Origin of the sequence: Candidatus Chromulinivorax destructor (assembly GCF_003366055.1) — a bacterium.
GTDB classification, from domain to species: domain Bacteria; phylum Babelota; class Babeliae; order Babelales; family Chromulinivoraceae; genus Chromulinivorax; species Chromulinivorax destructor.
Window position 1 is genome coordinate 140,608 of sequence record NZ_CP025544.1, and the last position, 25,363, is coordinate 165,970.

General features: G+C 33.3%; 22 protein-coding genes and 1 tRNA gene. 9 read left to right on the forward strand and 14 right to left on the reverse strand.

Features of this window, described 5'->3' with window-relative positions; translation table 11 throughout:
- Positions 1 to 28 precede the first annotated feature (28 nt).
- Positions 29 to 1,417 (reverse strand): FAD-dependent oxidoreductase, encoded by a 1,389-nt coding sequence (locus C0J27_RS00665; RefSeq protein WP_162801698.1) that lies wholly within the window; start codon positions 1,415 to 1,417, stop codon positions 29 to 31.
- A 382-nt stretch (positions 1,418 to 1,799) separates the two neighbouring features.
- On the opposite strand from C0J27_RS00665, the gene C0J27_RS00670 reads away from it, so the two are divergent.
- Positions 1,800 to 4,262 (forward strand): AAA family ATPase, encoded by a 2,463-nt coding sequence (locus tag C0J27_RS00670; protein ID WP_162801699.1) that lies wholly within the window; start codon positions 1,800 to 1,802, stop codon positions 4,260 to 4,262.
- A 370-nt stretch (positions 4,263 to 4,632) separates the two neighbouring features.
- Here the strand turns inward: C0J27_RS00670 and C0J27_RS00675 are convergent, their stop codons facing one another.
- The 6 genes from C0J27_RS00675 to C0J27_RS00700 form a co-directional block, all read right to left on the reverse strand.
- Positions 4,633 to 5,148: a hypothetical protein gene (locus tag C0J27_RS00675; protein WP_115585281.1), complete on the reverse strand. Its 516-nt coding sequence runs from the start codon at positions 5,146 to 5,148 to the stop codon at positions 4,633 to 4,635.
- 113 nt (positions 5,149 to 5,261) lie between these two features.
- Positions 5,262 to 6,734 carry an AmmeMemoRadiSam system protein B gene (gene amrB, locus C0J27_RS00680; protein ID WP_115585282.1) on the reverse strand — a complete coding sequence of 491 codons (1,473 nt, stop codon included), beginning with the start codon at positions 6,732 to 6,734 and terminating at the stop codon, positions 5,262 to 5,264.
- Between the two features lie 192 nt (positions 6,735 to 6,926).
- Positions 6,927 to 8,345, reverse strand: coding sequence for an ankyrin repeat domain-containing protein (locus C0J27_RS00685; RefSeq protein ID WP_162801700.1), 1,419 nt, complete (start codon positions 8,343 to 8,345; stop codon positions 6,927 to 6,929).
- An 81-nt stretch (positions 8,346 to 8,426) separates the two neighbouring features.
- The gene (locus C0J27_RS00690) at positions 8,427 to 9,617 is read right to left on the reverse strand and encodes an ankyrin repeat domain-containing protein (RefSeq protein WP_115585284.1); all 1,191 of its coding nucleotides are present in this window, start codon (positions 9,615 to 9,617) and stop codon (positions 8,427 to 8,429) included.
- Positions 9,618 to 9,712: 95 nt separating this feature from the next.
- Complete coding sequence (locus tag C0J27_RS00695; protein WP_115585285.1) at positions 9,713 to 10,792, reverse strand: ankyrin repeat domain-containing protein; 1,080 nt, start codon at positions 10,790 to 10,792, stop codon at positions 9,713 to 9,715.
- A gap of 8 nt (positions 10,793 to 10,800) precedes the next feature.
- Positions 10,801 to 12,120, reverse strand: a complete 1,320-nt coding sequence (locus C0J27_RS00700) for an ankyrin repeat domain-containing protein (RefSeq protein WP_252120576.1) — start codon at positions 12,118 to 12,120, stop codon at positions 10,801 to 10,803.
- A gap of 232 nt (positions 12,121 to 12,352) precedes the next feature.
- Between C0J27_RS00700 and ychF the strand changes: the two genes are divergently transcribed.
- The 3 genes from ychF to C0J27_RS00715 all read left to right on the forward strand — a co-directional run bounded on the left by ychF (position 12,353) and on the right by C0J27_RS00715 (position 15,349).
- Positions 12,353 to 13,459, forward strand: a complete 1,107-nt coding sequence (ychF, locus tag C0J27_RS00705) for a redox-regulated ATPase YchF (protein WP_115585287.1) — start codon at positions 12,353 to 12,355, stop codon at positions 13,457 to 13,459.
- A gap of 82 nt (positions 13,460 to 13,541) precedes the next feature.
- Positions 13,542 to 14,048 carry a mechanosensitive ion channel family protein gene (locus tag C0J27_RS00710; protein WP_115585288.1) on the forward strand — a complete coding sequence of 169 codons (507 nt, stop codon included), beginning with the start codon at positions 13,542 to 13,544 and terminating at the stop codon, positions 14,046 to 14,048.
- Between the two features lie 89 nt (positions 14,049 to 14,137).
- Complete coding sequence (locus C0J27_RS00715; RefSeq protein ID WP_115585289.1) at positions 14,138 to 15,349, forward strand: hypothetical protein; 1,212 nt, start codon at positions 14,138 to 14,140, stop codon at positions 15,347 to 15,349.
- Here C0J27_RS00715 and C0J27_RS00720 read toward each other — a convergent pair.
- On the reverse strand, positions 15,346 to 16,014 hold the full coding sequence (locus C0J27_RS00720; protein ID WP_162801701.1) for a hypothetical protein: 669 nt from the start codon (positions 16,012 to 16,014) through the stop codon (positions 15,346 to 15,348). The two genes, C0J27_RS00715 and C0J27_RS00720, sit on opposite strands and share 4 nt — an antisense overlap.
- Positions 16,015 to 16,415: 401 nt before the next feature.
- Here C0J27_RS00720 and C0J27_RS00725 point away from each other — a divergent pair, with 401 nt between their 5' ends.
- The 3 genes from C0J27_RS00725 (at position 16,416) to C0J27_RS00735 (ending at position 19,124) form a co-directional block, all read left to right on the forward strand.
- Positions 16,416 to 16,886, forward strand: coding sequence for a MerR family transcriptional regulator (locus C0J27_RS00725; RefSeq protein ID WP_115585291.1), 471 nt, complete (start codon positions 16,416 to 16,418; stop codon positions 16,884 to 16,886).
- A gap of 92 nt (positions 16,887 to 16,978) precedes the next feature.
- On the forward strand, positions 16,979 to 17,455 hold the full coding sequence (locus tag C0J27_RS00730) for a hypothetical protein (protein ID WP_115585292.1): 477 nt from the start codon (positions 16,979 to 16,981) through the stop codon (positions 17,453 to 17,455).
- A 169-nt stretch (positions 17,456 to 17,624) separates the two neighbouring features.
- Complete coding sequence (locus C0J27_RS00735; protein WP_115585293.1) at positions 17,625 to 19,124, forward strand: DEAD/DEAH box helicase; 1,500 nt, start codon at positions 17,625 to 17,627, stop codon at positions 19,122 to 19,124.
- Positions 19,125 to 19,250: 126 nt separating this feature from the next.
- On the opposite strand, the gene C0J27_RS00740 is transcribed toward C0J27_RS00735, so the two are convergent.
- Positions 19,251 to 19,619, reverse strand: a complete 369-nt coding sequence (locus C0J27_RS00740; protein WP_115585294.1) for a hypothetical protein — start codon at positions 19,617 to 19,619, stop codon at positions 19,251 to 19,253.
- A gap of 311 nt (positions 19,620 to 19,930) precedes the next feature.
- The gene (locus C0J27_RS00745) at positions 19,931 to 20,602 is read right to left on the reverse strand and encodes a DUF6624 domain-containing protein (RefSeq protein ID WP_115585295.1); all 672 of its coding nucleotides are present in this window, start codon (positions 20,600 to 20,602) and stop codon (positions 19,931 to 19,933) included.
- Positions 20,603 to 20,846: 244 nt separating this feature from the next.
- Here C0J27_RS00745 and C0J27_RS00750 point away from each other — a divergent pair, with 244 nt between their 5' ends.
- Positions 20,847 to 21,494 carry an ankyrin repeat domain-containing protein gene (locus C0J27_RS00750; RefSeq protein ID WP_115585296.1) on the forward strand — a complete coding sequence of 216 codons (648 nt, stop codon included), beginning with the start codon at positions 20,847 to 20,849 and terminating at the stop codon, positions 21,492 to 21,494.
- Positions 21,491 to 22,108, forward strand: coding sequence for a hypothetical protein (locus tag C0J27_RS00755; protein ID WP_115585297.1), 618 nt, complete (start codon positions 21,491 to 21,493; stop codon positions 22,106 to 22,108). The genes C0J27_RS00750 and C0J27_RS00755 overlap by 4 nt, the downstream gene beginning before the upstream one ends.
- A gap of 247 nt (positions 22,109 to 22,355) precedes the next feature.
- On the opposite strand, the gene C0J27_RS00760 is transcribed toward C0J27_RS00755, so the two are convergent.
- The 4 genes from C0J27_RS00760 to C0J27_RS00775 form a co-directional block, all read right to left on the reverse strand.
- The gene (locus tag C0J27_RS00760; RefSeq protein ID WP_115585298.1) at positions 22,356 to 22,976 is read right to left on the reverse strand and encodes a Maf family protein; all 621 of its coding nucleotides are present in this window, start codon (positions 22,974 to 22,976) and stop codon (positions 22,356 to 22,358) included.
- A gap of 145 nt (positions 22,977 to 23,121) precedes the next feature.
- Entirely contained in the window at positions 23,122 to 23,985 is an 864-nt protein-coding gene (locus C0J27_RS00765; protein ID WP_115585299.1) for an ankyrin repeat domain-containing protein, read from the reverse strand.
- A 45-nt stretch (positions 23,986 to 24,030) separates the two neighbouring features.
- Positions 24,031 to 24,858, reverse strand: coding sequence for an ankyrin repeat domain-containing protein (locus C0J27_RS00770; protein ID WP_115585300.1), 828 nt, complete (start codon positions 24,856 to 24,858; stop codon positions 24,031 to 24,033).
- A 430-nt stretch (positions 24,859 to 25,288) separates the two neighbouring features.
- Positions 25,289 to 25,363, reverse strand: a tRNA-Gln gene (locus C0J27_RS00775).

Sequence of the window (25,363 nt, forward strand, 5' to 3'; positions counted from 1 at the left end):
CAGGCCTTGTAAGTTTTTTTATACAAAATTAATCAGTAATATATTGCTGAACAAAGCTAAATAGCTCTTTTTTGCTCATCAGATTACTTGAGCGAGCAAGAAACTTTCCGTCTTTAAATATAAAGATGGTTGGAACAGTTTTGACAGGTAATCCAAGATTATGTTTTAATTCACGTCGAACCTCTAGCGCATTAAAAATATTACATTTAACAATCGATACTTTTTCTTTCATATGAATAGCAAGCGATTCTAATGAAGGAAGCATCTGTACGCATCCTGGACAAGATTTTGAATAGAAATCAATAACAACCAAGCCCTTTTGCTTAATCACATGTTTTTCAAAATCTTTTAAGGTAATAATTTCTTGTAAATCAATTTTTTCATCTGAGAATGTCTCAAAAAAGTTTTTTTCCAGCGCATGCCCAACTTTAGTATTAAATCCAACACTATATAAAAATGAAGCTGCATCAAGAGCTGCTTTGATCCCTTCTCCTGCAGCAACAGCTGCTTGACGGTAGGTAGGATCTTGTAATTCACCTGCAGCAAAAACACCTGGGACCGATGCTGCTTGGCTACGACCTTTCATCACTAAATAACCAAGGTCATCAACTTTAAGATCTTTTTTAAATATCTCAGAATTAGGAGTGTGTCCAATTGCTAAAAACACACCATCCATAGGACGATTTTCTAACTTATTAAGCTTGCTATCGTATATATCAATTGAAGTCACATGCTCATCATTACCGTACACAGCTTTTAACTCTTTGTTATATTGAATTTCAATATTATCAGATTCCAACATTCTTTTTTGCATAGAAACGCTTGCGCGCATTGCATTACCACGAACTAATACCGTAACTTTTTTCGCATACGGCGCTAGTTCAAAAGCTTCTTCTGCAGCTGTATCGCCTCCACCGACAACAACAACTTCTTTATCAACAAAAAAAGGTGCATCACAGACAGCACATGTCGTTACACCTTTACCCCAATATTTTCTTTCTCCAGGAATTGATAATGTTTTAGGATGAGCTCCTGTGGCAAGAATAACGGATAACGCTTTAAATTCTCGTCCTTCTTCTGTTTTCATTGCAAATGGCCACGTAGAAAAATCAACATAGGTAATTGTATCGCTAATAATACAAGCGCCAAAAAGCTCTGCTTGATGCTTTATATCATGCATTAAATCAATACCTAAAACTTTTTCTCGTCCAGGCCAGTTTTCGATAAATGTCGTTTGTGTTAACTGTCCACACGGTGTTGGACCCGCAAATAAGAAAGCTTTCATCCCTGCTCGTGCAATATACAAAGCGGCACTTAATCCTGCAGGACCAGATCCTATAATTGCAACGGGAACAACATTTTCTGACTGCATGGCTTGATCAAGATTCAACTCGACTTCATGCTTCTTTTGAGACACATAAAAACCCACAGAGGCACATAATAAAATAATTGGTAAAATGAAGTAGATCTTTGCTTGATAAGTCATTTTTCCAACTCCTTTGAAGTCTGAATAATAGTGTAAAAAATTTTTTTCAAATTAATCTATAGAGTAGCTTACAAAAAAATCATGCAGGATGGAAGATTCTATTAAAATCGACAAATAAGATTTTAACCTGTATATCAAGTTATCCTATGAAATAAGCATAAAACTCTTGCAATTGACAAAAACAGCCTGAATTTTTTCATGAAAAATATATTTTTTCACAAAAGACCCCGGACCAATTGACTCTCATGACAATTACCAAGATACTGAATCTATACAATTATTTTCAATAATGTTAAAAAAATGGAAAACACCTATGATCAAAAAATATATAAAATCAGAATTTCTCCTATTATCCTTGCTTTTGAGTGCACAAAATACCTATGCAATTGAACAAGAAATAGTATATGAAGATACAACGTCAATTATTTCATCCGATGAAGTACGTTACAATGCAGCACAACAAGAAGCGTATGATGAAGTTAAACAACAGACACATCAAATTTTAACATGCCTGCAACAACTTGAACAAGTGCTCGTTACTGACAAAGTTAAATTTGATACGACCAAAGGTTTAAAAAAAGAAATATTAGAAACTGTTGGCGCTGTTAAGGCAACTCTTGAAAGTTTATTTACGATATATACGACACAAGAGGCTTTTCCAGAAAATTTCATAACTGGTGTTGCAATTAATAAAAGCTGTATGGACTACCTATTGCCATGTTTATACAACGATATAAGCAGCATCTCTATCGATACATTTAATACGTACATCAATGAACAATTCATGATTCATAAAGAACAGATGATTCAAAATTTTAAACTGGTAGGGCAATATAGTAAGGCTAATCATTTAAAAATTCAAGAGCTACGAGTAGCAACTGATAATGTTGGGTTAACATCTTTTAATAAAGCTTTTCGCTACTTTCAAGATGTACCAATGTCTTTGACAGGTGTACCATTGATGACGACAGCTCAAAATACTGCTTTTGGTCTATCGCTAGCAGCGTTAGTCTATACGATAGCAACCTATATGGCACCTCGCGATGGTAAATTTAATATTCCGTGTTTAGATGTAACAGCTTTAAAAAATTTAAAAATCAATGCTACATCTTTAGAATGTAAATCTTCAAGTCTGCCCTTTAAAGACTTTATTGGTAGCCAAGAGTTAACACAGCAAGGAATGCAAGGGACAAAAGATAGCATTGAAAAAACTGTCCTTGAATTCGGAATTGGAAATTACATCGAAAGACTTTATAAACAAACTAAAGATAACCCACTTACCATGCTTGGTATAGGGTACGTTGGTGCCAATACTAAATCAATATATGATGCAGCTACAAAATATACACAAGAAACCTATGATAGCATGATCAACTATATGCGAGGAGAAATCTCTCAAGAAGGTAAAGGTTTTAATAGAAGATACAATGATGTCTACTTTAAAGACATGATTAACTCAGAACAACTTGAAACATTTGCACTCGAACTTGCTGATTACATGAAACACCCTGCTCGTTACGAAAATAGCGGAACAGCACCATCAACAGGAATTTTGCTGACCGGTCCATCACAAACAGGTAAGTCATACTACGCTCAAGCAATTAGAACGTTAATTAATGAGGAACTCAAAAAAGAATCTGCTCAGAGTATGAAATTTTGGAGCGTAACCAAAGAAGAAGTTGCTGAGTATGGACTTTCTGCAATCTTTTCTTGGGCTCGTCACTGTGCGCCATGTATTCTTTTCTTTGACGAAATTGATATGATCGGAGCGCATCGAGATACTGATAAAACAATATCTTCTGAATTTCTTACCAACATGAGTGGATTACTCAATAATAAAAACAAAAAAGTGATTGTTATTGCAGCGACAAACGTTCCTGATCAATTAGATCAAGCATTATTGCAAAATGGTCGCCTTGGAAAACAGTTTCAATTTGAATTGCCATCATTCCAGCATCGTAAAGAATATTTAGAAAAATCATTACGTAAAAAGAATATCAAAACATTAAGCGATGATGATATTGCTATGATTGCTCATGAAACTGAAGGCCAAACCTATAACACGTTAAATACGATTATAGCAACAGCATTAAGACTGGCGATATTTAAATCTCGTTTAGTAACAAAACAAGATTTTGAAGATGCATTAGATATCGACTTACGTCATATCAGAAAAAATAGTTCATTAACTGATGATCAGAAAAAAGTTATCGCGATCTATCAGTCAGGACAAGCTGCTGCTCGTCATATTTTATCAACGCCTCAACAAGTTATTAAAATAACCATTGATTCGATTGAAAAACAGGCAAAAGGAAGTTTTTCATTACAAAAACCTGCGCCACAAGAACAAACACTGAACCAATCATATACACAATATGAGCAACCAAAACCTATTAAAAATGGTCATGTGTTTACGTTAGATCTTCAGAACCATTCTGATTTTTTAAACGATGAAGATCAAGAACATGAGCTGTTAGCTCTTTTAGCAGGTCAAGCTGCTCTCGAGTTAATTACCGGCAACATGTATAGTAATTTTTGTAAAGAAGATCGAGCAATTATATTACATACCCTTGAAGTTAACATTTCTCAAGGTGGTAACATTACTGACGACATTCGCAAAGAAGCAATTGCACGCAAAGATGCTTTATACAGCAAAGCAAAAGCTATCATGCAACCACATATTCAGTTTGTTCAAAATATTGTGAACCATCTGATTCAGCATAGAAATATCAGCACTTCACAATGGGCTGAGCTGACAAGCAACTACAAAATCTAAGTTAAAAAAAACTACAAGGCGACATGAGTTTGATACTCATGTCGCCTTTTTTGTAATTTCATACACAAAACTTCTTTTAAAATTATTAGCTTTCTATGAAAACTCCGGGATACATCAGTTCGGTTATACTCATATATCTCTTACTAGAATGTCTGAACAAAATTAAAAATAATCATACAATCCTACGATATCGCTTCGCTCATCTCCGAAACAGTGGCGGCGGCGGCCACGTTACGCTTTTTACATTCAAAAAAGAGTGTATCAGGCACACCGGCCTCATTCTTCCCCAAAGTTTTCATAAAAAACCTAGGGCAAAACTTTTTCGTAAAAATGTGGTTTCATTCAACTTAAGTTGCGCAAGAGGCCTACTTTAATTAACCGGAATTAAATCAGCTTTATAATTTCCTTCAGACCCCTTAAGCAGTAACTGAAATCCTTGATTTTCTTGCTCGTATCCACAGTACGATCCAATCATTTTTTTCTTTCCATCCTGTTCGATCATAACACGAGCCATCATTCCTTGATTTCTTGTGTGAGCAAGTAAACGAGTATGAATATCTGCATCTTTTGTTCGACCATTGGCAATCCGATTTGTAGGATCTGCTAAAAATAAAATAGTTACCCGCTCTCCGCTTGGAGTATGTGCAAGAATCTTACACTTACCAACCGTACCAAAACCATCATCAGTCAGAATAATCTTATCAGATTGTTCTGCATTTTTTATTTTTTTTGATATCGACTGAATAGAAACATCACCCGATGCATGACTACTTCGTACCGCTTGATCAAAGATAAGATCAGATTTGTTTTCTAAGCTGGCAATAACCCATGTTGCATCAATGCAATAAAATTGCAATATCACCAATAAACTTAATAATTTTTTCATGATAGATTTCCCCCTTTTTTATATTTTTTCTATCACAAAAAAAGTAGCATAGAGATCAACAAAAAAACAACAGTTTGAATTATTAAGACAAGTTTTTATACAAAAATAAGCACTTACTGAAAATCAATTGAATTAAATGTAAATATTTTTGCATCTGGTTGCTGCCAAGATTGAGCGGCAACGCTTGATTGAAAGCAAAGATCAGTTAATACATGTTGATAGCTCCAAGTGTCATGAAAATCTTTTGAACCAAAAGTAACTGCGCTGCAGTCACCATACTCAAATATAATTCCATCTGACTGATGTATCGTACTAAAATCTGTAACTTGCGTAAGATTTGTTACAAGAGAAATAGAAACCATCGTAGATTTAAGCTCTTGATACTTTAAAACATAAAACCGATGATCAAGAGTTGCAGCCTGCTTAGCCATTTCTGCAATAATTTCTGATAACGGTTCTTGACAGGTCATAACGCCCATACAACCTCGTAATAAGGTTCCATGGTCACTCATTGCATACAGCGAAACGAATGCTCCATGAGGCTGCGTCATTTCATAACTGATCATATGAGATTTTTTTACCTTACAAGGTTCAAACAATTCATGCAATGCATCATAAGCAATACCTATCAGCTGCTGTTGTTCATAATACCCAATATAATTCTTATACCCTTTTGCTTTATTTTGTTCATACACAAAAGCTGCATAACTTTGTTGCAATTGCCTTTGTTCTGATTGATCATATCCAACAAAATGTGAATTCACGTTAGAATATTTTTCTAATTGCAATAATTTAAGTAATAAAATATAACCATATTTTCCGTACAAACAACCAGTACTAATATCATTATTACCTGCAGGAACGCCCTGAATAGCCTGAATAACAGAAGTATCACTGGCATACATTTCTAACTGAGATTGTTGATGAAAAGCAGATTGAGCTGCAACATTTTGATTCGATTTGATATTGACAGCTACCACTATAAGCGTCTTTTCATTGGCAATTTGTGCAAGTTGATCTGCTATTTCAACAAGATTTTCATCAGTCACTTGACCCATAATGACTGGAGTAATGAGAGTTTTTGCATCAAAATAGTAACGCATATACGCTAATTGCAACTCTAAATTCTTTGGTGCATGATATACTGCATCATAATAATGAAACAAAACATGCTCAGATAACTGCTCTATTGAATCAGTATGTAATGTGTTATGAATAAATATTTTTTCAACCGCTCTGTGTGTGGGTAAAGCAACTCCGTGAAAAACATGATCTTCTGATTGCAAAATAAGAATCACATGGTCAACAAGATGTTTTGATATGCTTTGATACACAGCAGATGTTAAATAATGCGCATGAGCGTCATGGCAAGATGGAACAGCAACAATAGAAATTGGTGAGTAAAACGACGGAAGTCGATATTTTTGAAGACTGACTTGATGAAAATAGGATAAATTAAGATCTAATTCTGGTTTAACTTGTTCAATATGTGAGGGTAAACTAGAATTTTCACGCAAACAGATAACGGCAACGTATATAAAAAAAGAAACTAATAAAAATAATATAGTTGCTACGTTGCGTCTCAATTTTTTATTCTTTACATGCTAGAATTGATACTTACAGATTTAAAGATACATAAAAAATAATAATATGCATAGTCAGATTGCATTCAATTCAAAAAAAATATAATCCAAGGCTGTGTTAATCACATGTAAAAGTAGTAAAAATAGTTTATTCAATCAACCTGAATAAACTATTTTTTATTTCTGTAACAATTGTTATGATATTGAGCACGATTGCAATAAACATTGATTATCACTTTGACCAAACCATCTTAAAACATGCCGTATTGTATATGTTCTTGCTAAGTCTACCGCTAATAGACCATTAATTTCTCGAATCTGAGTATTTGCACCCGAATTAAGCAGTAATTTTACAATATGTATATGACCTTTATTAGATGCAATATGCAATGGTGTTATTTGATTATCAGCTAATTGAATATTAATATTTGCACCTGCTGCAAGCAAAAGTCGTACAACATCTGTATAACCTTGATAAACTGCAATATGCAATGGCGTTATTTGATTATCACCTAATTGAATATTAACATTTGCACCATGCTCAACTAAAAGTTGTACAATCTCTGTATGACCACACAAAACTGCAATATGCAATGGCGTAATTCCATTATAAGTCAATTTAATATCAACATTTGCACCTGCTGCAAGCAAAATTCGTACGACATCTGTATGACCTTTGCAAGATGCAATGTGCAATGGACTGACTCCATTATCCGTATTTTGAATATTAACATTTGCACCATACTCAACTAAAATTTGTACAATATCTGTATAACCTTGATAAACTGCAATGTCCAATGGTGAATCGATATTATTCGTGAATTGACTATCAATATTTGCACCAGGCCCAAGTAAAAGCTTTGCAATATAAATGTAAACGCTTTGAGATACAGATTTCAATGACGTATCTTGATTCTTTGTCGATTTAATATCAACATTTGCACCTGCTGCAAGCAAAATTCTGACAACATCTGTATGACCTTTGCAAGATGCAATGAGCAATGGACTGACTACATTATCCGCACTTTGAATATCAACATTAGCACCTGCTGCAAGCAAGAGCCGAACAACATCTGTATGACTTTTGCCAGATGCAATATATAATGGTGTACATCTATTGTTAATTTCTATACGACTCCATGCTAGAGACCATTCACCTGTTATGTTATGCAAAACCATATCTCTATTTTTACGTTGCATAACATACGTAAATAATGGTATTTCTAGTACTCCAAAGTGAGTCGTAATATAATCTATATACTCAGTAAGTGGCTTTTTTTCTTTAAGAGCACGCTCAACCGTGGATATAAATGGACCTTTCATATGCTCAGTTAGCAAATCTTCAGCTTTTTCAATCACTTCGTTAAACGTAGCATCGTCCGATTCAGTGATATTTTCTTCTAATAAATTTAAAAATGAATGAGGTTGCAACAACCCTTGTGACTCTAAAAATGCAAGATCTTGCTTTAAATCTCTATAATTTTCTGGCTTCATTGCATCATCAATAATATTTTGCCGCTTTTGTGCTGGTGTTATAGTTTGCTGTGAACAGTTCACTGTGATAGCTGATGATAATCCTATCATCAGCACAAATAATAGTTTGTTAGTTTTCATATCTAATTTTTTCATAGTTGTATGCACGCCAAATCTCTTAAAAGCTCGTCTTTAAAAATTAAATTATTCTTTTCATAATCATTATGATATTAAACACCGCTCTACCTGAGATTGATTATTACCTAGCCCAGTTCGTCTTAAAATATCTCGTATTTCATCTGTTTTTGCAAATTCTTGCGCTGATCGACCACGAATTGTTGAAATCTCAGGATTGCAACCAGCTGCAATTAAAAGTCGCACAATTTCTGCATTACCTTTGCAAGATGCAAAATGCAATGGAGTAACTCCATTATGAGTTCCTTGATCAATATTTGCACCATGTTCAACTAAAAAATTTATACTCTCTATTTGATCCTGCTCAACTGCAATATGCAATGGAGTACAACCAGACAGACCTTGAATATTTATATCAACACCTGCCATAAGCAATAACTTTGCAATTTCTATATAGCCTTTTTTAGCTGCAAGATGCAATGGGGTAAATTCACTACCAATTATGTGACTATTAATATCAGCACCATATTCAACTAAAAGCTTTACAATGTCTTTCTGATTATTAAGAATTGCGATATGTAATGGTGTCATTCCACCAGAATTCACAGTATGAACATTTGCACGAGCTGCTAATAAATTTTGCACAATTTCTGTATGACCATACAAAACTGCAATATGCAATGGACTCATTTTTTCTTTTGGTTCTTGAATATCAACATTGACACCGGAATCAACTAAAAGTTGTAAAATTTCTTTATTACCTACAACAGCTGCGATATGCAATGGACTAAAATTTTGACAATGTTGTATATCAATCAACCATTCGCGAGCTATATTATACAATACCATATCAGTATATTTGCGTTGCATAACATAGCTAAATAAGGGACGTGTAAGAGCATCTATGTAATAATCAAGTGACTTACGTTCTTCAAGAGCACGTTCAATAGTCGATATAAATTCATCTTTCATATGCTTTGTTAACAAATCTTGAGCTTTTTCAATTACTTCGTTAAATGTAGCATCTTGCGACTCAGTAACATTTTCTTGTAATAGATTGTAAAATGAATCAGGTTGTAGTAAACCTTGTGACTCTAAAAATGCAAGATCTTGCTTTAAATCGCTATAATTTTCTGGCTTCATTGCATCATTAATAATATTTTGTCTCATTTGAGCTGGCGTTACATCTTGCTGTGAACAGCTCACTGTGATTGCTGATGATAATCCTATCATCAGCACAAATAATAGTTTATTAGTTTTCATATGTAATTTTTTCATAGTTATATCTATCGCAAATCTTTTATAACCTTGTTTTAAAAAGGCAACAATCAATTTAATAATGATTATAATATTATGTAATATTGCATCTTATATTAATTCTTGCGTTGTCGAGCTTGTCTCAAAATTTCACGTATTTCATATGTTTTTGCTAAGTTCTCTGCTGTTTGACCATTATGAGTTTGAATCGTTGGATCAGCGCCTTTTTCAACTAAGAGCTGCACAATTGCTTTATGATTATTGAAAGCTGCTAGATGCAATGGGGTCGCTCCATTATCACTTGCTTTAATATTAACATTTGCACCTGCTACAAGTAAAGGTTGCACAATCTCTGTATAACCTTGTTGAGCTGCAATGTGTAATGGGGTAATACCTGTATCAGTTCTTACAATATTAACATTTGAACAGTATTCAAGTAAGAGTCGCACAATTTCTATATAACCTTTTTCAGCTGCAACATACAATGGAGTAATACCAACATCTATTGTTGCAATATTAACATTTGCACCTGCTGTAAGCAAAATTTGTACAATTTCTGTATTACCATTGTAAGCTGCTAAATGCAATGCGCTAGTTCCATTATCAGCCTTTACAGCATCAACATTTGTACCTACTGCAAGCAAAAGTCTTACAATTTCTGTATTGCCATTGAAAACTGCAGTACGCAATAGGAAAATTTTATTATCAGTTGTTTGAATATCGCTCCATGCTAATAACCAGGTCTGAATTATGTTATGCAAAGTCATATCAGTATCTTTACGTTGCATAACATAAGTAAATATTGGGTTAGTAACATAATTAATATTCTGAGCAGGTGGCTTGCTTTGTTGAAGAAGACGCTCAAGCGTTAATATAAATGGACCTCTCATATGCTCAGTTAGCAAATTTTCAGCTTTTTCAATCACTTCATTAAATGTAGCATCGTCCGATTCAGTGATATTTTCTTGTAATAGATTATAAAATGAATCAGGTTGAAGTAACCCTTGTGACTCTAAAAATGCAAGATCTTCCTTTAAATCACTATAATTTTCAGGCTTCATTGCATCATCAATAATATTCTGCCGCATCTGCGCTGGTGTTATAGTTTGCTGTGAACAGCTCACTGTGATAGCTGATGATAATCCTATCATCAGCACAAATAATATTTTGTTAGTTTTCATATGTAATTTTTTCATAGTTACATCTATCGCAAATCTTTTTTTATTTGATTTTCAAATATAACCATTTCTCGAGCATTTTTTTGTTCTTGTTGTTTTTTTCGAGCTCGTGCAAATAACCCTTTTATTTTACTTGTTTTTGCTACTTCTTCTGCTAATTTACCATTATAAGATCGAATATCAAGGTTTACATTTGCTGCAAGTAAAAGCTGCACAATCTCTGCATAGCCTTTAATTGAAGCAATCACCAATGGAGTAATTCCATTTGTAGTTCTTTGAGCATTAACATTCGCACCTGCTGCAAGTAAAATTCGTACAATCTCTGCATGACCATACAAAGCTGCAATATGCAATGGAGTAGACCCTTCTATTATTTGGATATTAACATTCGCACCACCTTCAATTAAGAGCCGTACGATTCCTGTATAACCATTTTGAGCTGCAATATACAATGATGTCGCTTCATTATCCATTTGCATGTCAACACTTGCACCTGCAGCAAGTAAGAATTTTACAATTTCTATATGACCTTTTTCAGCTGCAAGATACAATGATGTCGCTCCATTTACATTTTTTTTCATATTAACATCGGCACCATGTTCAACTAAAAATCGTACAATTTCTAAATGGCCTTTTTCAGCTGCTATACATAAAGCTGTGTATCCATTATCAGTTCTTTGGATATCAACATTTGCACCTCCTTGAATTAAGAGCCTTACGATCTCTGTATAACCATTTTGAGCTGCAAAATACAATGCTGTAGCTCCATTAGGCATTTGAATATCAACACTTACACCTGCTGCAAGCAAGAATTTTATAATCTCCATATGACCTTTTTCAGCTGCAATATGCAAAGGGGTAGACCCATCGATATATTTTTTATTACCCCATGCTCGTAACCATCCGCGCACTATGTTATGCAATGCAATATCATGATCTTTGCGTTGTACAACATAGCTAAACAAAGGATTTGCAACAGCATCTACATAATAATCAACTGGCTTATTTTCTTCAGTAGCACGCACAAGCGTTAATAAAAATGGATTTCTCATATGCTTAGTTAGCAGACCTTGAGCTTTTTCAATCACTTCATCAAACGTAGCATCGTCCGATTCAGTGATATTTTCTTGTAATAGATTATAAAATGAATCAGGTTGAAGTAACCCTTGTGACTCTAAAAAAGCAAGATCTTGCTTTAAATCGCTATAATTTTCTTGCTTCATTGCATCATCAATAATATTTTGCCGCATTTGTGCTGAGGCTATAGTTTGCTCTGAACAGCTCACTGCAATTGCTAAGGATAATCCTGTTGTGAGCATAAGTAATAATTTGTTAGTTTTCATCATTTTATCTTTCATAGTCAAACTTAATAATTTTCTATATGAAAATAATACTACAAGCAACCCTTAAATTAAAAGAATTTTATATATTTATATCGTGATCATGATAGTTATAATTTTTATTAATAAAAGATACCAACTCAAACTAAAAATCTATTGATAATTGCAACTGACTAAAATGGTGGTACACTTACATAATGTTAATCACATCAATTTATACCAAGAGTCTTAATAATTTATGAATATAAAAGTTGGTCTTGTCGGACTTCCAAACGTTGGGAAATCAACGCTTTTTAATGCGTTAACAAAATCTTCAGTTCCTGCTGAAAACTACCCTTTTTGTACCATTGAACCACACATTGCAATAACACACGTGCCAGATGCGCGTATGAACAAACTACAAGAAATTTATGGTTCAAAAAAACTTATTCCTTCAATGATATCATTTGTTGATATTGCAGGATTGGTAAAAGGTGCTGCTGCAGGACAAGGTCTTGGAAGCCAATTTTTAAGCAACATTCGCGAAGCGGATCTTATTTTGCACGTGGTACGTTGCTTTGAAGATAAAAATATTATTCGCGAACAAAATGCAATCGATCCTTTAGACGATTTTGACATTATCATCAATGAGTTAATGCTCAAAGATCTTGAGACGATCGAAAAACGAATTGCAAAAATCGAATCACAACTTAAAGGCAAAAGCGCATCAGGACCAGAACGCAAAGCGTTTGATGAAGAAAAAACTTTATTGGTAAATATTCAAAAAGCTATTGATACCTGCGATATTAAACAAGTTCGTAAGTTTTTCCTTGATGCAACAGTAGAAACAATTCCATTGCTTTCAACAAAAAATTTCTTAATCGTTGCAAACATTAGCGAAAACGATATCGATAATCCTTACAACAACGTGTACGTACAAAAACTTCAAGAAACATTTGGCAAAGAAACTATTATACCAGCATGCATTCGTACCGAATATGAATTATCACAACTTGATGAAGCTGAATGTGCAGAAATGATGGATATGCTTGGCATGAAAGAAACTGCTTTAACAAAAGTAATTCAAAAAAGCTTTGAAAATCTTGGTATGATCACTTTTTTCACGTGTGGACCACAAGAAATTCATGCATGGCCAATTGCAAAAGGTCTGACGATTAGACAAGCAAGTGGCGAGATTCATTCAGACTTACAACGCGGATTTATCTGCGCAGAAGTTTTTGGATACAAAGACATTGCAGAACATCTGACAGTTCCTAAATTAAAAGAAGTTGGCAAATTCAGAACTGAAGGCCAAGACTACTTGATGCAAGATGGCGATATTATTAACGTTCGCTTTAACGTTTAAATAAAAAAGTATTTACTTTTTTTGCATAAATTTATAAAGATCCTTACATGATAACAACAATTTCATGTAAGGATCTTTTATTATGGTGCTCAGCAAACATTCTATTCACATTCTTCCAGCAGCTATTATTTCTGTTATGATTATTATTATAAGTTATGGACTTAATCGTATTTTACAAAAATCAATTATCAAATTAGGAGAAAAACATAATCTTGCAGTTCAAATCATTCGAGCTTTAAAATTTTTAACCAGATATTTCATACTACTCATTGCAACGATTTTAATTTTAGAGAATCTTCATGTTCAAATATCAGCACTTTTTGGAACATTTGGAATTATTGCTGTCGGAATAGGATTTGCACTGCAAAATACTCTTGCAGATATGACGGCAGGACTTTTTATTTTATATTATAAACCATTTTTCGTTGGTGATTATATATCTTTTACTTCAAACGAACTTCAACAAAACCTTGAAGGCAAAGTAATTGACATTGATCTACGATGCACAGAACTAAAATACAATGGAAATAAAATTTTAATTCCCAATAATCTTATATACCGTTCAGCTATTACGGTCAAAAAAGCATAAAATTACTATCTCAGCCCGGTAAACTCTTTTTATTTATAAAGGCAGTCATTTATACTATACATACATCATAACATTTGAAAGAAATATTCATGATACATATATATAGAATAAGTACTGCGTTTTTTTTATGTAGCTCGCTATTTTTGTCCGCAATGGAACCGTATGAAATGATAAGACGGTCAGAATTAAAGGAGACTGCAGCGCGCGATTTTCAAAAGAAATCATCGAAAGAATCAGCACGAAAAGTTCCTGACGCAATAAAGTCTGAAATTGCGCATAAAGAACAAATGCATGTAACTGAAAAAAAGACTCGCCAATTAAGCCTAGAAAAAACAAAACCAACTCGTGCGCAAGAATTAAACATACATCGAGAACTTAAAGAGCAAGACCAACCTGCTATACAACCTATTAATCTATCGCCGCAAACAAATACAACGATTGATACATCCTCAGTAACGCCAATCGATAGTTCACTTCAACTCGATATACAGACTAAAAATGAAAGTAATAAAAATACGACAACGACTCTTGTTCAAAATTATGGGGGAGGGCAATCTCAAATCTTAGACCTTGCACAAGAAAAAGTTCAATCTGAGTACGAAAATGCTCTCCAAAAAGCTATTGCTTCATCAGTTATTGATACTCCTATACAATCTCACGGCATTGATGAATTTCTCGATGAACACATTCAACATGCAGCTCATGAACTATTTCATATTACACCAACTCAAACACCAACCAAAGCACCAAGTAATTTGCCTTTACAGATAAGAAAAATAGCAGAGCAAATCAGAAAATATAATAGTATAAAAAATTATAGCAATATGCATGACATGGCAGAATTTATTCAAACTATGCACAACTTCCTCAAAGAAAGTAAGTTGGTCATGCTATCAGAAACTATACTAAAAAATATGGCACAAGCTTACACAACAGCAAGTAAATTGTCGTATGAGCTGACTGAGCAAAAAAGACTATTTACTATAGATGCTATACCCTTACATGTTCGTCAAATCTTTGATAGTTCTCTGGCAGCCTACAACAATATAGCTTTGATACAAAATACAAACGTAATGATGAAAACTATATACGAAACCAATGGATCAATTGAAAAAATTATCAATACTATGGACACTAGTTTTACAAACATTGCAGAAGATGAACAAGATGGATTACAAATTTTATTTATGACCTTTGTACTTATTTTCAAAACGAGCATTGCTGCAACAAGTATGGTGATCAATGACGCAAATCAAAGATATAAAATCATAGAGCCGTTAATAATTATGCCAATATTTTAAAATTGATCACAAGTAAGCGTCAAAAGTTCTTTGAGCACTGCCGTATCATCAGACTTTGCAATCGCTTGCTGAACAGTATCTTGAAAAAACTTTTCTAAACGAACTGGCCATGGTTCAAGGTTTTTGTGTAGATGTTGTAAGCTTTCAATGTCTTTATTTTCAATAATTTTTTGCAAAGAACTATTAAGTTGATTCATAAAAGCATCTAATTGTTGAAACTGATCTGCTGATTCTATAGTCTTATCAGTGTAAACAAAAAATTTCGCTAATGACGGATTTGAACATTTTTTTAATAAATCTATAATTTGCACGACAATAGTATTGAGTAATTTTGCTGCTACTTCAACTTGCACCGTTTGTGAAAAATCAATGCGAGATCGGCGTAACTGCTCTTGCTGTAAAGCATGTTCATCCCACTCTTTTTTTTGTATTCTATCAAATTCTTTATAGTAATTTTCTTTACTAACTGCTTGACCATTGATAAAAAATTCATCTTTTTGCGCAGAACCTGACACCATAACGTGCTTAAATGTGTGGCCTAACATTGTTTGTTCAGTTACACTCGTCATCGTATGATATATCAGATGCGCAGGCAAATAATAAGGTGACAGCAAAGCGATTATTAAAAAAAATATTTTTTTTACTTTCATTTTCAGACTCGACATGTTAAAAATATTATTAAAATTTTAAATATGTGATAACGTATCAAATTTTTATATAAATGATAACTGAGTTTGCGTAGACTCTGTAAACCAAATTTTTACGAAAGAGTTTTGCCCTGCGTTTTCTACGAAAACTCCGGCGATTTTCTGGCCGGTGTGCCTGGTGCACTATTTTTTAGATGCAAAAGCCTAACGTAGCGGCTGCCACCAATGTTTTCGCAGATGAGCTCAGCGATATCGTATGATTGCAGGCTACTTTTAAATTTGGTTCACACAGCCTAGACTGTTTAGATAAATTTTTTAGGTTCATGTAAAAAGCTCAGGAGCGAGTGCAAGTAAAAGCTTGTTAAAAAATAAAAAAATATATGCTACAATTAAAAATAATATAGTTTATATGGATAACAATGTTGAATAACAAAATAAAGAAAAAACAGGCTTTTTTTTCAATCTCTGCAGTAGCAAAAATGTTTTCTGTTCATCAGCAAACAATACGACTGTACGAAAAAGAAGGATTCATTACCCCAAAGCGATCTGACGGAAACACTCGCATGTTTTCAGAGGAAGATGTTGACCGTCTTGAAGAAATAATTCACTTAACTCACCAAATGGGAATCAATCTTGCTGGTGTTGAAATGATATTAAAACTTCAAAAAAAAATCACACGCATGCAAAAAGATATGAATAAAATTTTTACCAATGCACAATCTGAGCTTATTCAGGAAACTGATGCGCGTAAATCTTTAATTCAAGCGCAAACAAAGCAATTATTAAAAATTAAAAATCATCCAGATGCAGAAATTGTTCATGATGTTACAACGCATGAAAAATCAAAAAAAGATAATTTTAACGATTGGGATATAGATTACGAAGAGTAATCTTAAGCGATGATACTTGTAAAACAGGTTTTTTAAAAGACTTGTAGCATACAATAAACTGTTTTATATTTCTAAATTGGAAAAGGATCATCATGACAAAAAAAACATTCTTAGAAAGCGACGATCAATTTATTGTATCATATGAACTCTTACATATTTTACAATGGTTACTAACCTATGAAAAAGAAGCTTTTTCTCAACTCGTAGAACAAGCCTACATCAAAGGTTCACAGAGCATGCAAAGCAATAGCGAAGTATACGAGCAGATTGAAGAGTCAGAAGACTTACAAAACAGCGTTCTTGATTTCTTTAATTTTTTAGAAAAAGAAGTCAGCATAGTTGCCCACGCTGAATCAATTAAACACATCATGCAAAAAAATCTGTTAAAGACACTTGACCATATTGATCCAAAAGTTTTTGATGCTGCAATTATTCAAGAAAGCATGCAAGTAACTGCTGAAAAAATTAATCCTCAACGCAACCATCAAGCAAAAGACTATTTTTTAAAACAATTGTTAAAAAAATGGCATCCAAAGAAAGAAAAAAATAAAAAACACAGTCTGAATTAAAAATAGGGCCTCAACAGAAGGCCCTATTCAATATATTAGCCTGCCTGAATGGGACAATTGACAAAAGGTCAGATTTCAGGTATGATAGTTTATGAATGGGAAATAATTCTAATCGACTACTAAGCCTGGCATTCACGGGCCAGTAGCTAATCTCTAAAAAAAAGTCACAATGAACCAAAATTCATCTCGACCTACTAATCCTAGGTCAACGCAACAATCACGTGATGGTAGACCTTCTTTTTCTTCTAACAAAAAAAGATCTAACGATTCACACAGCAACTCGTATAGCTCACAAGGTAATTCATCATACAGTTCACAAGGTAATGGCTCAAGCTCACAAGGCGAAAGATCATCATCTTCATCTCGTCCATCATACCAAGGCAGCAGCAATGGCGGCGAACGCTCTTCATACGGATCATCAAATTCATCTCAAGGCGGCAGATCATACGGATCGTCTCAAGGTGGTAGATCATCTTATGGATCTTCTTCACAAGGCGGCAGATCTTCTTATGGTTCACAAGGTGGTTACGGCGGCGGACGCAATCGTCGACCAAGCAAAAAAAATACACTTGATATTTCAGCGTTTATTAACAGAGTAACTGCTGACACAACACCTGCAGCGGTTTTTGTTCCAAAACACCAGTTTGCTGAGTTAAACTTACATGCAGATCTTTTAAAAAACTTAGAAACACGTGGATTTGTTCAACCAACTCCAATTCAAGATGCTGTTATTCCAAGTATTACGAATAATAACCAGGATCTTGTAGGACTTGCTAACACAGGTACAGGTAAAACAGGTGCTTTCTTAATTCCTTTAATTAACAAAGCGCTGACAAACAGAGATCAACAAACATTAATCTTAGCTCCAACTCGTGAGTTAGCGGTTCAAATCGAAAAAGAATTTTATCTTCTTTCTAGAAACTTACGCTTAACTTCAGTTGTTATCGTTGGTGGTGCTCCAATTTGGCCACAAATGCAAAAAGCTAAAACTTTTAATAACTTTGTTGTTGGTACACCTGGACGTGTTATCGATCTTATTAAACGTGGTGCATTAAAACTAGAAAACTTTAAAACAGCTGTTCTAGACGAAGCAGATAGAATGCTTGATATGGGCTTCATCACTGACATTAAATACATTTTAAGTCACTTACCTGAAGAACGTCAAACACTATTCTTCTCTGCAACGTTATCATCTGAAATTAAAGGTTTGATCAGTGATTTCTTGAAAAATCCAATTAACGTTTCTGTTAAAACTGGTGATACTTCAAAAAACATTCATCAAGACGTTGTTAGAATGAACGGCCGTAGCAAAATTGATGTTTTACAAGAAATGTTGTCACAAGCAGAATTTTCTAAAGTTCTAGCTTTTGGTAAAACAAAACACGGTGTTGATAAAATTTATGAATCATTAATTGAAGTTGGCATCAAAGCTGAATCAATTCATGGTAATAAATCACATGGTCAACGTCAAAGAGCTTTGCAAAACTTCAAAAATGATCGCGCAAAGATCTTAATCGCAACTGACGTTGCAGCTCGAGGAATCGATATCAGTGGTATTACTCACGTAATTAACTTTGATACTCCTCAAAGCTATGATGATTACATTCATAGAATTGGTCGTACAGGTAGAGGCAACCAAAAAGGTGTAGCTCTTACTTTCATCGACTAGTCGCTGAGTTTAAAAATAATAAAAAGACCCGTACAATGTACGGGTCTTTTTATTATGTACTATTATTTTACATGCTAACGCATTTTTTATACTACTCTTACTCATCATCAGTACATTATTTTATTTCTAAAACCCCTGAGTAGTAAAAGTTCCATCAGGATTTAAAATTAAATTCCAATTAGCCTTCCCTTGAAATTTATTTACTGTTATCGTTGCACTATCTAATTCTTGACCATTTTTTAATGCTGTATATTTATAAGTTGTACCACTTGGTGCAACATTTATTGTATGGTTATCAGATGTTAAAAGTCTTGTTTTTGCTTTATCATATTTTCCACCAAGCCATTTTCTTTCATTTAAACCATAAGTAACATAATCATTTTCAGGAAATATAACATTAACATGAGCGTTCCCTGCTTTAGGATATACAAAAGATACACTCATAAGACACATAAAAAATAATAACTTGTTGATGCTACGCATATTTTGATTCATAGAATATCTCCTTTTTATTTTAAAACAATAACTGAATTAATCATAAACAAAAAGCTGCTAAATAATCAATATTTGCATATAAAATTAATTTAAATAAGAAAGAAAATGAAATTTCAAAAGCAGTATACAATCAGAAAATACCAGTTGTTTAAATTTTACTTTAAAATTCTTTAATTGTGCTAATTATAGATGTGGCGTCCACATAAAAACCTATTTTCGTATGTAATTTGATCTATTCTACATAATAAAATATAGGGTGTTGATAGTTTACTACCAACACCCTACTGTACGCTTACAACTATAAAAAGTTACTATGCATAAACTAAACCAAGCAGCTCTATATATTCTGCAACGCTTTGCACAACACCAATTTTTTCTCGTCGAACATTCAGATCTTCTAATGTTCCTTCATACGGATACAATACAATTTCTTTATCCTCTGTGACCATAAATTGAGTCCCATACTTTTGCTTCATACCAAAATTAAGACAAACACGATCATACAAATATGCATAATTTTGTGCATCTGTTTGACCATTTTCAACAAGCTGAGTTAAAACAAATAAACAACCCGCCTTAAAAAAAAGATCTCCATCGTTATGCTGAATGAGCAACCATGCTTGATGATCTGCATCAACGCCAAACTTTGATATGGTTATCCAACCATGAACGGCCAAAATTTGCTTCATAATATTCAAATGAAATGCACCGACGTCATGAACTAATATCGCAAGTTCATCATGCTCTAAATCACGCCCAATAATACCATTAATTTGCAAATCTTGTAAAAATTCAACACGAACATCTTGATCTATCTGATACATATAGCTTAAAATCGATTGAACATACTCAACATCTAACAGATCGCCTTGAGGAAAATTTGTTTGTTCTTCTATAACTCTTGCCCGTAAATCAGCACTTGCACATATGCTAATTGATAAAAGCTGCATACTTAATAAAAAACTACAGACCATACGCTTCATAAAAAAACTCCTCAAAATAGTTATCATTATCATGACTCATGAATTACTATAATCATAGTCTGAAAAATTTATAGTTATTTTATTGAATAACAGAATTATGGTACAAACAAATTTTAAACACGATTTTTTTCACCATGATTATCTACCGTATATTGTGCAAGCAAAATAATAAAACTTGTATTACATAGAATAAAAAATAATATTACTATAGTTATGATGTAAGAAATATACAATAGGTTTAATTATGAAATTAAAAAAATATGCTCTTGGTATTTGGCATAGCTATAAAACTACGCAACGATTACGTCGCCTGAACAAACATGAATTACTTGCAACATGGTTTGATGCTCATCACCTTGCATCAATGCAAAAAGTTTTTTCAACAGGCAAAATTTCTATTGATGAAGAACAAGCATGCCGATGCACGGCTTTACTTGCTGCTACCGCTCGTGGCAACATAGATATAGTCATATGGCTGTTGAGTAAAGGCGCAAACATTCACCATCAAAGTAGTGATAACGGATCAGCTTTTCATAGTGCTGCAAGCCGTGGATATATCGATATATTGCAACTACTTCATAATCGATACAATATAGATATTGATCACATTGACGACCAAGGTCAAACAGCTCTCATAAACGCTGCTTTTTTATTACCATCATCAAGTCTTGGGCTTGTACAAAAAGTCACTGCTCTGTTATTACAATGGGGTGCTAATCCTATACTACAAGACTTGCAAGGTTTTACAGCTTTAGACTATATCACTTTACAAATAAAAGATTATGATGATAAAAAAAGCCTTGATACATTTGAAATTGAAAGTTATCAAGACTTAGTAGAAACTAAAGAAATATTAGAAAAAACTATCGCTGCTTATAAGGAAAAAATATGATTAAAAAATATTCAGTTTTTTGTATAAGTTTTTTATTACAATCTCAAAATTTTATGCAAGCAGTTCCTCTTAACTCCCATAAACAGTTATTACGAGCTATATTATATCGTGTTGTGCAAACTAAAAAAGAAGGATTTCCTTCCTTTGAAACATTAAAAAATCAACCGTACAGAGATCGAAATTTTGAATTTACTACATTACATAATGATTTTTTAAAATCAATTCATGATGAATTAAGAATGGATAAATTCTATTTAGATGGAAATTTTTTCCATGCTAATAAAGTGAGTAAAGAAAATCATTATCCTTATCAATTGTCGGATAAAACAATACAAGCATTACAACACCATATCCCTAATTTTCCTTTTGGGAACCCTGAATTTGATGAAGAATGCAAATATGCTTGCATGTATTGCATCTTAGGACAAGCAAGAAAAATGCAAGAAACTTTTCAATCAGATCACCCACAAATAGCTTTTGAACTTCTGGCTATGTACCCTTTAAAAGAACTTTATAGGCCATATATAAAAATTTCAAAAATTATTGCAACTCATGAAAGACCCTGGGTATCATTTTGGTCTGCAAAATATAGCTTTTTGAACAATCAAGAATAAGCTCAAATTTTTTAACCTGATAATAAATTTTCTAAAACCAATAGAGCTAACCTGAAATCCAACTTGTTAGCTCTATAAAAACTGAGATTTTTGCTTTTTGTTCTGTATCAAAACTCCAGAAATCTAAAATCGAGTTGGCCTCATGCACTATTTTTGCATTCAAAAAGCGTAGAGTGATCAAGGCTCCCACTGTTTCCAGCTGTGTTCGGTGTAGCTTTATATAAATTCTTAAATTCAAAACAGTGAATCATTTTGCATAAAATCCAAATTCAAATAAAGCTTTACGAATTTTAAACATCGGCAAACCAATAATTGATTCGTAAGAGCCATTAACAGATTTTAAAAATTGACCACCAATGCCTTCGATCGAAATTGCACCACTGACCGATAAAAATGGAATGGTGTCTAAATAAAAATCTAAAAATTCATCTGCAACATCAAAGACTGATGTAGAATCCTCATAATCAACAACTTCTTGATCGACAACCCAATTATTGTTTTGCCAGACAAGCTTTTGCAAATAAAATCCTGTTATGGTTCTGGTACCTAATCGTGACTCTTGCAGCATGCTGATTGCATCTGCACGATCAACTGGCTTGTAAAGTATACGACCATTCAGCGTTAGCCCTAAAGTATCTGCTGTCAATACAAATAATAGTTGACCTTCTGTTTGACCTGCAGGAAATTTTGCATGCACCATTTTAAGCTGCGCAATCTGCATGACAACTTGTGATAATTCTTGTGTTTGATCAACTTGCAATTCGTCAGCATCTTGTTCAATAACAACAAATGGAATATGAGCTTGCTCTAACAATCTTTTTCTTGAAGCTGAATTTGACGCAATATGAAGAACATGAGAAAAAACCATACGCACACCTTACAAAATTATGACGTAATTATTATGACTCCTCATATTACCACAATTTATAAAAATCTAAAAAATCAATGAATGCACATAAAGTCACCTGAAAATATTCTTTCAAGTGACTTTATATGTATATGTAAATATAGAATTAAACTATGTACTCAGGCAACTCTTTACTTAATAGTAGTGATTCTAAATTTTTATAATTTTTTGTATGAGCAATCGAAAGAGGAGTTAATCCATCAATATTTTGAGCAAAACAGTCTGCCCCTGCATCAATTAGTTTTTGAGCGATATCTTGATAATTATGAAAAACAGCTGCCATTAATGGGCTACTACCTTTAAAATCTACCTTATTGACATCAGCTCCTTGGTCAATTAAAAAAGCAACTATTTCCGGACTGTTATAAAGAACTGCATTATACAATGCAGTTCTTTTATACGGATTAAAAGACTCATTTATATCAACACCAAGTTCAACTAAAAATTTTACCGCACTCATATTATGACGACCAGCTGCAACTACTAAACACGACCAACTCATTTCACGAGATAATTGATTTACCCATAGCAAGCACCGAGATTTCAAAAACCCAGATGAATTACGTATAACATACTGAAAAATAGGATTTTGAACATCAGAAATACTTTGACATGAACTCAGAGCTTTACTAAATTCATCTTTAAATATATTTTTCATATATATACTCATAACGTTCGTCGCTTGCTTAAAAGAATTTTCACAATTTTTTATAATTTGCACATCTGAATCATCTTGCAATTCTTTGCCCATATCTATCATAAAATCTTCAAATGTTGGAAATTCTTGAGCATTCCGCTTTATTTTATTGTCTCGTAAAAGATCAAACCCTTCATCTAACGTAACAAATGCATGCTTAACATCACATGAAGTTAGATAATCGCCATAACTTAACTGAAACGATTGAATATCAAACGATTGCAAAATAACGCATGCAATCATAGACAACATTAAAATATTATTTTTTTTCATGGTATACCTATACTTTTTTTATAATTATAAAATAATTTATACAAATTAATCTCTATGCATCATTGCCAATACTTCTTTTCTATTCATTTTTCGAGCTAATAATAATGGCGTTGTATCAAAGCATTGCGTATGAATATCAGCGCCATATTCTAATAAAATTTGAACTATTTTTTTATGATTTCCTAATACTGCTGCATACAATGGAGTTTTACCACTGTAATAAGCATCAACAACTGCACCTGCGTTTATTAACATTGCAGCTATAACAGAACGATTATATTCAGATGCCAAATACAATAAAGAGCCAGATACATTAACATCAATCCCTGCATCAATTAAAAATTGCACTGCCTGAATATTATTATGAATAACAGCTTTGTTTAAAGATCCGTATAATTGAATCATATGCATAGTAAGATAATCTTTAACAGCATAGTTCATAAATGCATTATAATATTGTAAAACATAGAGAAATAAAGGATTTTGCACGTCTTGAAATGAAATATTATGGTCAATTATTTTTTGCAATCCAACAAAAAATTTTGGAATCACATGTTTGATAATTAACTGTTCAGCGTCATAAATAGATTGATCAAAAATTTTTATAAAATCATCTTGGCTTGCTAGATCGTCTTCATCATTCATGCAATCAATTAATCTGGCATGCATATAATCATAAAATGATGTATTAAAAAGTCTTTCTCGTTGCAAAATAGCAAAACCTTTTTGTAAGTGAGGAAATCGATCGACTATCTCTGCTAGTTGATACTCTTTTGAGATCACAACTGTTTGCTCACAAGCACTATGTAATGACACACTTTGAGTAAACAAACACACAAAAATATTGATAACTAAAATAGTACGACACTTCATGATACATACTCAATAAAAATAAAATTTTATATAGATACAGAGTCATTATAATAAATCTTACAGATAGAAAACAATACTTTGCCTGGAAAATCTAGGCTGCATAAACCAAATTTAAAATAAATATGTAAACCTACGATATCGCTTCGCTCATCTCCGGAAACAGTGGTGGCGGCGGCCACGTTACGCTTTTTTATGTAAAGAAAGAGTGCACCAAGCCAACCGGCCAGCAAATTTCAGGAGTTTTCGTAGAAATCGCAAGAAAGAATCGAGCATAAAAATTTGATGCACAAAATCTAAAAATAAAGAACCCCACAGGAAGCTGACGGAGTATTTACACAAAGGAAACGAAGCAAATTTGGGGGAATTAAACCCAGTTAAAATTAAAGACAAAAAAAATCCCACTCTTTTTCAAGAATGGGATTTTTAATTTTGGCTGGAGCGGGAGGATTCGAACCTCCGCATACCCGCACCAAAAACGGGTGCCTTACCGCTTGGCTACGCTCCA